This is a genomic window from Salisediminibacterium halotolerans (assembly GCF_003814815.1).
GTDB classification, from domain to species: domain Bacteria; phylum Bacillota; class Bacilli; order Bacillales; family Salisediminibacteriaceae; genus Salisediminibacterium; species Salisediminibacterium halotolerans.
In genome coordinates, this window is sequence record NZ_RKQQ01000001.1 from 455,366 (window position 1) to 467,901 (window position 12,536).

At 48.5% G+C, this 12,536-nt stretch carries 12 protein-coding genes; 3 read left to right on the plus strand and 9 right to left on the minus strand.

Annotated elements, in window-relative coordinates:
• Positions 1–127: 127 nt before the first annotated feature.
• Positions 128–1,513, minus strand: a complete 1,386-nt coding sequence (locus EDD67_RS01990) for an ABC transporter substrate-binding protein (RefSeq protein WP_121439492.1) — start codon at positions 1,511–1,513, stop codon at positions 128–130.
• Between the two features lie 271 nt (positions 1,514–1,784).
• Between EDD67_RS01990 and EDD67_RS01995 the strand changes: the two genes are divergently transcribed.
• The 3 genes from EDD67_RS01995 to EDD67_RS02005 all read left to right on the plus strand — a co-directional run bounded on the left by EDD67_RS01995 (position 1,785) and on the right by EDD67_RS02005 (position 4,930).
• Complete coding sequence (locus EDD67_RS01995; RefSeq protein WP_121439493.1) at positions 1,785–2,846, plus strand: LacI family DNA-binding transcriptional regulator; 1,062 nt, start codon at positions 1,785–1,787, stop codon at positions 2,844–2,846.
• Between the two features lie 33 nt (positions 2,847–2,879).
• Positions 2,880–4,187 carry an alpha-glucosidase/alpha-galactosidase gene (gene melA / locus EDD67_RS02000; protein WP_121439494.1) on the plus strand — a complete coding sequence of 436 codons (1,308 nt, stop codon included), beginning with the start codon at positions 2,880–2,882 and terminating at the stop codon, positions 4,185–4,187.
• 176 nt (positions 4,188–4,363) lie between these two features.
• Positions 4,364–4,930, plus strand: coding sequence for a class I SAM-dependent methyltransferase (locus EDD67_RS02005; protein WP_244922832.1), 567 nt, complete (start codon positions 4,364–4,366; stop codon positions 4,928–4,930).
• A 37-nt stretch (positions 4,931–4,967) separates the two neighbouring features.
• On the opposite strand, the gene fabZ is transcribed toward EDD67_RS02005, so the two are convergent.
• The 8 genes from fabZ to EDD67_RS02045 form a co-directional block, all read right to left on the minus strand.
• Positions 4,968–5,402: a 3-hydroxyacyl-ACP dehydratase FabZ gene (fabZ, locus tag EDD67_RS02010; protein WP_093071946.1), complete on the minus strand. Its 435-nt coding sequence runs from the start codon at positions 5,400–5,402 to the stop codon at positions 4,968–4,970.
• A 109-nt stretch (positions 5,403–5,511) separates the two neighbouring features.
• Positions 5,512–5,838, minus strand: coding sequence for a DNA-directed RNA polymerase subunit beta (locus EDD67_RS02015; protein ID WP_093071947.1), 327 nt, complete (start codon positions 5,836–5,838; stop codon positions 5,512–5,514).
• A gap of 83 nt (positions 5,839–5,921) precedes the next feature.
• A complete protein-coding gene (locus tag EDD67_RS02020; protein WP_093071948.1) occupies positions 5,922–6,752 on the minus strand; it encodes a flagellar hook-basal body protein in 831 nt (276 codons plus the stop codon).
• A gap of 41 nt (positions 6,753–6,793) precedes the next feature.
• Positions 6,794–7,618, minus strand: a complete 825-nt coding sequence (locus EDD67_RS02025; RefSeq protein WP_121439495.1) for a flagellar hook-basal body protein — start codon at positions 7,616–7,618, stop codon at positions 6,794–6,796.
• 30 nt (positions 7,619–7,648) lie between these two features.
• A complete protein-coding gene (gene mreB, locus EDD67_RS02030) occupies positions 7,649–8,653 on the minus strand; it encodes a rod shape-determining protein (protein WP_121439496.1) in 1,005 nt (334 codons plus the stop codon).
• Positions 8,654–8,840: 187 nt separating this feature from the next.
• Positions 8,841–10,196: a UDP-N-acetylglucosamine 1-carboxyvinyltransferase gene (gene murA, locus EDD67_RS02035; RefSeq protein WP_121439497.1), complete on the minus strand. Its 1,356-nt coding sequence runs from the start codon at positions 10,194–10,196 to the stop codon at positions 8,841–8,843.
• Positions 10,197–10,440: 244 nt separating this feature from the next.
• Positions 10,441–10,674 (minus strand): DUF1146 family protein, encoded by a 234-nt coding sequence (locus EDD67_RS02040; RefSeq protein WP_093071952.1) that lies wholly within the window; start codon positions 10,672–10,674, stop codon positions 10,441–10,443.
• Between the two features lie 409 nt (positions 10,675–11,083).
• Positions 11,084–12,535, minus strand: coding sequence for an NADH-quinone oxidoreductase subunit N (locus tag EDD67_RS02045; RefSeq protein WP_121439498.1), 1,452 nt, complete (start codon positions 12,533–12,535; stop codon positions 11,084–11,086).
• Position 12,536: the final 1 nt, after the last annotated feature.

Consider the following 12,536-nt stretch of genomic DNA (forward strand, 5'->3'; position numbering starts at 1 on the left):
CTCCACTCCTCACGATTCCGCCCTTATTTTTACAGCGGCACACATAAAGAGCGCCGCTGATTCATTCAGATTGTTTAGTTGATATCTTGATCGAAAAGGGGCAGTAGAGACCTGCCCCTTCAACCATTTATTCGTTATCTTCGTCTTCAAAGTCTTCGATATCTTCTTCGTCGATATCGTCAAGATCATCCTCACCGTCATCTTCTTCACGGAGGCGTTCGTACTCGGAACCCATCGTCTGTGCAGCTCCTTCAACATCGCCGTCCGACAGGAGCTCCGCAGTCGTCGTCGCCATCACATCCCACATACCGCTCGGGAGGTGGACACGGTCAAAGTACGGAATGACTTCGACATCGGAATAACGATCATAGTATTCAGAATAAAACGCGTCCGGTTCAATGTGTTCGAGAGCAGAGTCGACATTGGTCGCTTCCGCAATGCGCGTTGCCGGTTCGTCTTCTGTCATAAATTCAATAAACTTTTCCGCTTCTTCCGGATGGTCAGCGTCTTCAGATATCGAAATCGTGTTGCGCTCTCCGCCGATCCATGACGGGTCGTCGCCGTCATGATAAGCCGGCGTCGGCACTAACCCGATATTCGCATCCGGATTCACTTCTTGGGCATCCGGTCCGATCGAACCGACGATGAACATAAATCCGGCTTGGCCGCTCGCCATGATTTCAGGCGCTTGGGCGAATTGGGCCGTTAACACGTCTTGGTTCAACAGGTCGTCTTCGTGCAAGCCAAGCATCAGTTCCGCCATCGGTTCATAGTTGCTCCAATCAAACGAACCGTCTTGAAATTCGTCCGTGTAATCATGATCGGGATGCGTTTCAAACATCGGCGTCATCATTTGGTCAACCATTTGCGCCAACGTCCAGTCATCACCGCCCGGGATCCACAGCGGCGCTACTTGACCGCCGCTCTCATCGCGAATCGTTTCGAGTGCCTCACGGAAGTCATCCCAGTTTGTCGGCGGCTCGATACCGTGTTCATCCAGGACGTCTTCATTGTAAATGACCCCGTCTTGCGCCTGGTTCATCGGATACGTGTACACCTTGCCGTCTTCGTCTGTAACAATGTCTTCCATTTGCTCATCTAAGTCATCGACCCAATCCATTCCGCTCAAATCACGGACATACTCACCGTAACGCAGCTGCGACCAGCCGTGCGTATCAAACAAATCCGGCACATCATCGGCAGCCATCATAACCCGGAGCTGATCTTCATAACTTCCGCCGGGAAAGTTCGCTTCAATCGAAATATTGGGATTTTCCTCTTCAAATTCGGCAATGAGATCCTCAAATTCGCCCCGTTCCCCTTCTGCTGTCATCGATGAATAAAGTTCGAGCGTCACGTCATCACCTGAAGCTTCTTCGGTATTATTGTTATCATTGTTATTTTCCGCTCCGGCATTATTGTCATCATTGAGATTTTCCTCGCCGCCGCACGCTGTGATCACAGCTAAAGCCCCGGCTCCGAGCATTACTTTTAAATAAGCAGATTTCTTCATTTCATTTCCCCCTTAATTGGATTCGTACTTCACCAGACAGCGTTTCCGCTTAAAAGTAAAAAAGTAGGTAAAACACCTCCATGTTTTACTAAAATTTATTAACTACTTGCAATATAACAGATTAAGCAAGCGCTTTCAACACTTTTTTAGAAAATTTTATTAATTTCAAACAATCATAAAAACCCCCTTTATATAAGGTTTTTCCATAAATTCGTTGATCTACCCAAAATAAAATGATACGATGTTTTTAAGTAAACAAAGGAGGGGCAAGATGGCGGGATTAAAAGATGTTGCCGCAATGGCCCGCGTTTCTGTATCTACTGTCTCCCGCATCCTTAATGAGGATCCTTCATTGTCTGTTACAGAGGAGACGAAAGAGCGGGTCCGACTGGCTGCCGAAACTCTGAATTACGCAAAGAAACCTTCAACAACCGCTGCACACCCTCATAAAAAACTGACTTTATCATTAATTATGTTCTGCTCGAAAGATCATGAATACGAAGATGAGTACTTCATGTCGATTCGACGCGGCATTGAAACAGAATGCCGTCTCTCAAGAGTCGCGATCGCTTCGGTCATACGCGGCGGAGAGGTGACAGCACGATTGAAGGAAGTAAAGGATACAGACGGCGTCATCGTAGTCGGCCACGTCCCTCCTTCGATCATCGATCAAATATCCGCGATTCAACCGCTGATTATTTTCGTTGATGAATCGCCGAACTCAGCCGTTTTTGACAGCGTCACGTCAAATTTTTTCTACGCGACCGTTGAACTGATCGATCATTTTCTCGCACAAGGACATCAAACGATCGGATTTATCGGAGGAGACGAATATGTTCACAGTCCGACGCCCGATCGGGATATGAATGTGATCGCTAATGCGGAAAAGTTGCGATTCGTCCATTATAAGCAAAAGCTCGAATCGCTCGGCTTATACAACGAAAAGTACGTCGCGATCGGAGAATGGTCCTCAAACGCCGGATACCAACTGATGAAATCAATGATCGCGAAAGGAGACCTTCCGACGGCGATGATAATCGCCAGCGACCCGCTGGCCTTGGGAGCGATCAGAGCCTTGCATGAAAGCGCTTTAACCGTGCCCGGCGATATGGCGGTTGCTTCTTACAATGATATTGAACTCGCGGAGTACTTCAGCCCGTCGCTGACCTCAGCAAAAATCCATTCGGATCAAATGGGCAAATCAGCGGTCAAACTCTTCAAAGAGCGCTGTGAAGGACGGGAGATCCCGGCGAAGGTTATCCATCCGTGCTGTATTCAATACCGGGAATCTTCCGTTATGACGCCGTCTGCCAAACAAACGGCTGTGCAATAAACACACTTCAAAACGATGAGAGGATGACAGGAAATGAATAAGATCACTTTTATCGGTGCTGGGAGCACCATTTTCGCGAAAAACATTCTCGGCGACTGCATGTTTGTCCCTGCTTTGGAAAACTTTGAGTTCGCGCTGTTTGATATTGATGAAACGCGGCTGAAAGAATCAGAACAAATGCTCAAAAACTTGCGCGACAATTACAATCCGTCGATCACAATCAACGCGTATACCAACCGGCGTGAAGCGCTGTCTAATGCCGCTTATGTCATCAATGCGATTCAAGTCGGCGGTTATAAACCGAGCACCGTGATTGATTTTGAGATCCCGAAATCATTCGGTTTGGAGCAGACGATCGGCGACACAATCGGGATCGGCGGTCTGTTTCGCACATTGAGAACACTGCCGGTTATGTTTGATATTGCCCGCGATATTGAAAAGGTTTGCCCGGATGCCTGGCTCTTAAATTACACGAATCCGATGTCAACATTGACAGCCGCCATCCAGCAGCATACAAACGTTAAAACGATCGGCCTTTGCCACAGTGTCCAAGTATGCGTGCCGGAACTGTTTGAGAAGCTTGACATCGACGTGAATCCGGCTGACACCGAGCAGGAAATTGCCGGCATCAACCATATGGCTTGGCTCTTGAAAATTAAAAAAGACGGCAAAGATTTATACCCGGAAATCAAACAAAAGGCGCGCGAAAAGCAAAACGAACAACACGATGATATGGTCCGGTTTGAATTGATGGAACAATTCGGCTATTATGTGACCGAATCATCCGAGCACAATGCTGAATACCACCCGTATTTTATTAAAAGCCGTTACCCGGAGCTGATCGATGCCTATAACATTCCGCTCGATGAGTACCCGCGCCGCTGCGTCAATCAAATCGAAGAATGGGAACAAATGCGCGACGACATTGTCCAAGACAGCTCGATCACGCACGAACGCTCAAACGAGTACGGCTCGCGGATTATTGAAGCGATCGAAACCGATGTTCCGTTTAAATTCGGCGGAAACTTGGTCAACCGCGGCGGTCTGATCAGCAACCTCCCGGAAAATGCCTGCGTTGAAGTGCCGTGTGTCGCCGACCGCAGCGGTATTGCGCCGACCCATGTCGGCGCCTTGCCCGAACAGCTCGCTGCCTTAAATCGGACGAACATCAACACACAAATCATGACAGTTGAAGCTGTCGTGCGAAACTCAAAAGACGCCGTTTATCAGGCGGCGTTACTCGATCCGCACACATCGAGCGAGCTTTCGATTGCCGATACAGTCAAACTTTGCGACGCCTTGATTGAAGCTCACGGCGATTGGCTCCCGCCCCTTAACTGAACGAATTGACGGAACTTATTCCGATAATGAAACCGGCAAAGACATGCTTCCCCCTCCATGTCTCTTGCCGGTTTTCAATTTTGAGGAAAATTTTGACGAAATCGAAAACACGTTCCACAACGGCGGAAAAGATGATAAAGTATAATCCATCAACAGTTATGAAAGGCGGCCGTATGATGATTTATCCTCTGCAAAAGACGATTTACCGAACGCTCAGCCGTTCATGGGCACAAGGAAAATACGAGCGGATCCGGCCGCACCTTAACCCGGGTGACAAAATAATCGATTTAGGCGCCGGCAAATGCGCGCTTAGCGGTATGCTCATGGAAAACGGCTTTGATGTAACGCCTGTTGATGTGTCTGACAATAGCTTTAATCCTGACATAAAGCCTGTCATTTACAACGGCACTACCTTGCCGTTTGAAGAGGATACATTTGACGTCGCGCTTTTGCTCACGGTCTTGCATCACACCCCGGACCCTGACACCGTGTTAAACGAAGCTCTCCGTACAGCGAAGCGGATCATCGTGATTGAAGATGTTTATGAAAACCCGGCGCAAAAGCAATTAACGTATGTCACCGACAGTTTGTTCAATTGCGAATTTCGCGGCCACCCGCACACGAACCGGACGCATCTCGAGTGGCTGCTTACGTTTGACCGCCTCGGCTTACGTGTGCGCGCTGTGACAGAGCAGCGTCTTTTACTGTTTTATAAACAAGTTATGTACCATCTCGAAAAATAAGCGAATAAAAAAGCTGCCGAACGGCAGCTTTTTTCGATCACGATTCTTTATCGCCTAAGGCAAACATCAGCTCGGCTTCAGCGACAATGTTGTTATCGACATAAGCTGTCGCCTTGCCCTTGCCGATCGTTCCGCGCAGACGGGTAATTTCAACATCCAACGTGAGCTGATCCCCCGGTTTTACTTGCCCTTTAAAGCGGCAGTCATTAATCCCGGCAAAAAACGCCAGTTTCCCGCGGTTTTCCTCTTTTTTCAAAATCGCCACCGCTCCCGTTTGGGCGAGCGCTTCGATAATCAATACCCCCGGCATCACCGGATAATCAGGAAAATGACCGTTGAAAAACTCTTCGTTCGCACTGACATTTTTCGTCGCCACCGCGCGCTTGCCTTCTTCGACTTCATCGACCCGGTCGATTAACAAAAACGGATAACGGTGCGGAATAATTTCTTTAATTTCATCAATATTCAACATAGTTTAATCTGCCCCCTGTCTGATTTTTTCCTTACGGTTCAGTTTAGAGGTTTTCCCCGAGCCATGCAAGGCGGCATTTAAAAACAAAAAACCTCCGCTAACGGAGGTTTTAATCGCGTTCGTATTCGGTTCCTTCAAAAATGATATCGTGAATATGATACCACGTATCGGGGTTAAAGACGTCAAACGGGTTCGTTCCATCGCCGACGATCGCATACCCGGCCATCGCCCCGACGATCAAAGCAGCTCCCGCGAGCAGCAAAATTAACACGAGGCGAAGCCAAACAGGGATTAACCGAATCCGTCCCGGCTTCTCCCGGCGCTTCTTTTTGCCTTCATTGTCAGCGCTATGCTGTCCGTTTGAGCCGGTTTGAGCGGCATCTTCAGAATGCTGATACTGCGAACTCCCGTTTTCCGCACTGCTCTTTTTCGCCATGATTTCCTCCGTTATCCTTGCTTGTCGTAACTTTTCACTTTAGTAGCTGACGCCGCGTCCGTCAACTTTTCAACCCTTGCCGCTTAGCGGAGATTCGAAACCATTTCCTGCATTTGATTGGAAATGTCAGCCGCGCGGGAATTCATTTGATACGACCTTTGTGCTTCGAGCATGCTCGTCATTTCGCGGCCCATATCAACATTGGATGATTCCAGTGCGCCTTGCTGAAAAACCTCGGTTCCGGCAGCTTCATCGAGTACATCATCGATCTCAAGGCCGACGGCATCGAGATCGCCGAAGACGAAATTATTTTCGCCTTGCGATTCCAAATGCTGCGGATGAGTGATGTTGACAAGCTGAAGCTGGGCGACGTCTTCCGTTTCACCGTCTTCAAGCACGCCTTCAATCGTGCCGTCTTCATAAATCGTAAAATCGCTATACTCAGACGACATCACGACGGGATCGCCGGCCTCATCAAGGAGATAATCGCCTTGATGATTAACAACGAAGTTTTCCGTCTCATCCTCCGGGTTCGGACTGAAATAAAACGCGCCGTCCCGCGTAAATCGCCGGTCGCCGTCGTCCCCGGGCTCAAGCTCAAAAAAATAGCCCGGTTCCGTCAAAGCGATATCTAATTCACGCCCGGTTTCATTAATGCTCCCCTGCTCAAACCGGACCGCCGTCTGTGAGACACCGGCTCCGGAGCCGCGGCGGATGCCGTTCGGGGTGTCGCGGCCCATTTCAAACTCGTCCCGCGACAGGTTATCGACTTGCTGGAAAAGCAAATCATTAAAGGATGTATCGCGGCGTTTAAATCCTGTCGTATTCGCGTTCGCCAAGTTATCGCCGATCGTATCCAATTGTTGCTGCAGCTGGCCCATCGTGACGGCCGAGTTGATCATTGCCTGGTTCATACGGCTTCACCTGCTCTCTGTATCTTTATCGCTTGAATCATTTACTGCAGGCGGCCGATATCATTCGCTGCCCGCTCCATGCTTTGATCATAAGCTTGGAGAACTTGTTGGTTCGCTTCAAACGACCGCATCGTTGCCATCATTTCCGACATCGTCCGATTGACATCGACGTTTGAGCCTTCCAACGCGCCTTGCTGAATTTGATATTCCGTCTCGTCATTTCCGATCGCTGTGACGATCTCTTCCTCGCCTTCGTAATTCAGCAAGCCGGATCCTTCTTTCACCAAGTTCTCGGCATCAGGAATGACGACGACGTTTAATTGCCCGAGCACATCTTCATCTGCATCGGTGATGACGCCGTCCTCACTGATATCAATGTTTTCCGTTGCAACGTTGATCGCTTCGCCGTCCTCACCGCGAACATAGTAGCCGTCCGGTGTGGTTAAAAACCCTTCGCCGTCAATCGCGAAGTTGCCGTTGCGCGTATAACGGACGTCGCCGTCATCGTTCACAGCTTCAAAAGCGAGCATTGCCGGATTGCCTGTTTCCGGATCTTCCGGCACTCCTCCTTGGAGAAGCGCAGCATCAGTCGAGTTGCCCGTTTCGCGCATATCACCTTGTGTAAAATTCGGTGTGCGTTCCTGCATATATACGCCGGTCGCTAACGTTCCGACATCACGCGATCCGTGCGTCTCCGGGTGATCCGTTCCGACTGCCTGGATCAGCTGCTGCGGAAACGTCCGCAACGAACCTTGGTCTGCTTTATACCCCGGTGTATTGGCATTCGCTACGTTGTTTGACAGCATTTCTTGTCGGCGCTGCTGGGCTATCATTCCGGCGCCGGCGCCGTACATTCCTCTGAGCATGCGCTCACCTCTTTTGTTTGTCTCTTCTCATTAAACAGAGATTTTTTTGCGTTCCAGACGGTCGAGATTTTCAAGCATCATACCTGTGCCGTTAACGACTGAATCCATCGGCTCTTCCGCCAAGAAAACAGGCACTTTCAATTCATCTGACAGCAGCTGGTCGATCCCGTGCAAATAGGCGCCGCCTCCGGTAATAATAATACCGCGATCAATAATATCCGCCGAAAGCTCGGGCGGGGTATTTTCCAAGACATTTTTGGCAGCTTGGACGATTTGGTCGACCGATTCCGCCATCGCTCCGCGGACTTCTTCGGAACCGACTGAAATCGTCCGCGGCAATCCGCTGACGAGGTCACGGCCGCGAATTTCAATTTCCTCTTTACGCGCGCCCGGAAAAGCCGTGCCGACTTGTTTCTTAATGTCCTCTGCCGACCGGTCGCCGATCAGCAATTTATATTCTTTTTTCACGTGCTGTAAAATATCGTGATCAAACGTATCGCCGGCAACTTTGATTGATTCTGCGGTGACGACACCGCCCATCGACAGTACCGCGACATCCGCCGTTCCGCCGCCGATGTCAACAATCATATTTCCGCTCGGCTGATAAATATCCATTCCGGCGCCGACTGCGGCGACTTTCGGTTCTTCTTCAATGTATACTTGCTTGCTGCCGCTCTTTTCAGCGGCTTCGCGGATCGCTTTTTGCTCTACAGATGTAATATTTGTCGGGCAGCAGATCAGCATGCGCGGCTTCGTGAACCAGCCTTTAACTTGAATTTTATTTAAAAAGTGTTTAAGCATTTGCTCTGTTGTGTCAAAGTCAGCGATGACGCCGTCTTTCAAGGGCCGTGTCGCAACGATATTGCCGGGGGTGCGTCCGACCATCTGAAAAGCTTCATCGCCGACAGCCAGCACTTCCTTCGTCTGCGCATCCATCGCAACGACCGACGGTTCATTCAATACAATTCCGCGTCCTTTTACATGAATCAATACATTCGCCGTACCTAAATCAATCCCGATATCTCGACCTAACATATTTTTCCTCCTGACGTGCTATACAGTAAGCAATCTTTTCCTTCTTTGAGCCTTTTAACCGTCATTCTACACCGTCTCATTTTATCATAATTCGACACGCTAAGGGTAGAGCGAATAAAAAATCCCATGTTAAAGATCCCTCCGGAACTTGCTCGGAGGGATTTGTTTATATCTTTGTTGCCGGCTGTCAGCTGATCGCTGAATCCTTCGTTGAGCGTACCGCTTCTTTTTCAAGAAGCTCAGGATTCAGTTCTGCAGCTTTTTCCGTTTCTGCTTCTTCATCAATCCGTTCGATATCGGCCCCGATTTGAGCCATTTTTCCGGCAAAATCGACGTAGCCGCGGTCGATATGACGCAGTTCGGTTACACGGGTATACCCGTCTGCTACAAGACCGGCTAAGACCAAGGCAGCGCCGGCGCGAAGGTCGGTTGACATGACTTCGGATCCTTGCAGATTCACAGGTCCGTTCATAATGGCCGAACGCCCTTCAATTTTAATGTTCCCGTTCATACGGCGGAATTCTTCAACGTGCATAAAGCGGTTTTCAAATACCGTCTCCGAAATCACGCTCGTCCCTTCTGCCCGGAGCATAAGCGCCATCATTTGCGCCTGCATGTCGGTCGGAAAGCCTGGATGCGGCATCGTTTTAATATCTACTGCTTTTAATGTTTCCGGGCCGATCACGCGCACCCCGGAGGATTCTTCCATGATCATGACGCCCATCTCGGTCATTTTTGCAATCAGCGGGTTTAAATGGTCGGTCAATACATTTTCAATCAACACGTTGCCGCCGGTAATGGCAGCAGCGACCATAAATGTTCCTGCTTCGATCCGGTCAGGAATAATCGTGTGTTCTGCACCGTGAAGCTGCTCGACACCTTCGATTTTGATCGTGCCGGTGCCCGCACCGCGCACTTTCGCTCCCATCGCATTTAAGTAATTGGCCAAGTCGACGATTTCCGGCTCTTGTGCGACGTTTTCAATCGTTGTTGTTCCTTTTGCCATCGTCGCAGCCATCATAATGTTTTCTGTCGCTCCGACACTCGGAAAGTCTAAATATATCTTACTGCCGTAAAGCCCGCCTTCCGGCGCTTTCGCTTCAATATAGCCGCTCCCGATCTCGACTTCAGCTCCCATCGCCTCAAAGCCTTTTAAATGCTGGTCAATCGGCCGGGAGCCGATGGCGCATCCGCCGGGAAGGGCAATTCGTGCATGGCCTTTACGCGCCAACAAGGGGCCCATAACTAAAAAAGAAGCGCGCATCTTGCGGACGAATTCAACCGGTGCTTCGACATCGAGGATGCCTTCGGCGTCCACTTCGATCGTGCCCTCTTTTTCATCATAAACAACGTCGGTATTTAAATTGCGCAAAACTTCATTAATTGTATGAACGTCGGCCAAAGCCGGAACATCCATGATTTTACTTTTCCCTTTTTCGCCCAAAAGTGATGCCGTGATCACCGGAAGGACTGCATTCTTTGCGCCTTCAATACGCACTGTTCCGTTTAAACGCTGCCCGCCTTGGACAATGATTTTTTCCATAGTGTTTCCCTCCGTGTCGTAAAGAATTATGAAATTCTTTGTCGTGTTTTCAAATTTTTAATCTTTCGCTTCAATTGCTCGTATTTTGCTTAATCATGTCCTGCGTATATTAGTACGTTGTTATCATCGATTTTGTTACAGTCGTTTAAAAAAATTTTTTAATTGTTCATTAAGCATCTTCGTCTGGCCGTTATTCATACGGTAACATTCCGCTTTGAGTCAGCATCTTGCAAATAAACGATTATTAGAACAAAAACCTCAAAGTCTGCGACCAGTTCAAATAATTCAAGATGAAACTTGTGACGAGATAAGTCAGCGCCAATGTCAGCACAACCATAAATCCTTTTGCTTTGATTCCTTCTGGATCTTTTAAAAATAAATCGAAGCGGATTGATTGAACGGACCACCATACAGCAATGAGTACCATTAAGCTGATTAAAATATTAAAGAGTGATTGCTGTCCCATTTCCTCGATCATCTGTTTCATCCTCCAACACTGCAAACCGTTAATCTTACCCAAATACTCCAAGACTCCCCGAAAAAGGGAAATCCCGAGCAAACGGGCGCAATCTTAATCATAAATCATTTCAATAATGAATGATACCGTAATTTCGTCATTATCAATAGGATTTACATGGGTCGGAGGACTTATTTTCGCGTAATTTGCAACATGTGACATTCATGCAGAAACAGCCATTATCAGCTGGTGATATTATTCTTATTTACATTTTATTCACATCTCAAACCTATAATTGCCAAATAAGGACGCGCTTCCCTCTTTTTATTCTTTCGTAGTTCAATTCAAACCCGAATTATTTCCTTTTTCCTTCTAAATGAATGATAAAAAAACAGCCCTGAAGGAAACCCTTCAGGGCTGTTGGCTGCGGTTAAATCATCCAATTAAATCCGGTGAACAGATCGAGCAGCAAGTTCGGCAAAATACCGAGCAGGACCGTTCCGGCCAAAGTAACCGTGACAACGGCCTGAATGCCGCCGGGTACCTTGATTTCTTCTGCGTTCGGCTTCGGTTCGGCCATAAACATTTGCTTAATGACACCGAAGTAGTAGTAAAAGCTGATAATGCTTGTGACAATCATAATAATCGCCAGCCAGAGCATGTTTCCGTTAATCGCGAGCAAGAATATATTCGCTTTGCCGATAAATCCGGCTGTAAACGGCAGCCCTGCAAGCGAGAGCAGGAAGATCGCCATCGCCACCGCCATATAAGGCGAGCGCTGATACAGCCCGGCGAACGTGTCCATCCCGGTTTTTCTCCCGCTCTGCTCGCTGACGAGCGTAATGATCGAAAATGCGCCCAGCGTCATCATAATATAGGCAACGCTGTAAAAGATGATCACCGTGATCGAGAAGTTGTTTAACACCGTCGCAATCGGTACGAGAATATACCCGGCTTGCGCAATGCCTGAGTAGGCCATCAGGCGTTTGACGTCTTGTTGTGTCAAGGCGATGAAGTTTCCGACGATCATCGTAATCGCTGCAATCGTCGCCACAATAAACGCCCACTCGGCGTAGATGCTCTCAAATCCGAGCGTAAATACGCGAATAATAATCCCGAAAGCCGCCAGTTTTGAAACGGTTGCTAAAAAGGCGGTAACCGGAGTCGGAGCGCCGTAATAAACGTCCGGCGCCCACATATGAAACGGGACCATCGAGACTTTAAAGCCGAAACCGCCGAGCATAAACAACAAGCTGATCATGATCATGACGGTGTAATCCGCGAACAGTTCCGGCATCGCAGCGCCGATTTCATACAAGCTGGTCGTCCCGGTTAAACCGTACAGGTAACTCATGCCAAACAAAATGAATGCCGACGCTGTACCGCCGAGAACGATGTATTTAATCGATGCTTCCGTCGAATCGATATTGTGTTTTTTAAATCCGGCTAATGCGTAAGACGAAATACTGACAATTTCCAGACCGATAAACAATGTAATCAAGTCAGCCGATGACACCATAATCATCGCACCGAGCGCTGTGAACAGCAAAATCGAGTAGTACTCGCCCTGATAAATGTCCTCGTTTCGGTCCAGATAGTTCATGCTCATCATGATAACGAGCGCGACCCCGACAAGAATGATCAATTTAAAGACCATTGCGAATGGATCGACAAGAAATGTATCGCCAATCTGCCCGCCTTGCGGGTTCATGACTAAAACCAGCACGGCTGTTACAAGCAGAGAGAAAATCGATAACCGGCCGATAAACGGCTTTTTCTCATGGATGCCTGTCATGAAGTCGATTGTAAATACAAGCATTGCCAGTGCGCCCAGGACGATTTCCGGAGTCATTAAAGACCAAGTCGCTTCAAATGCTAGCATG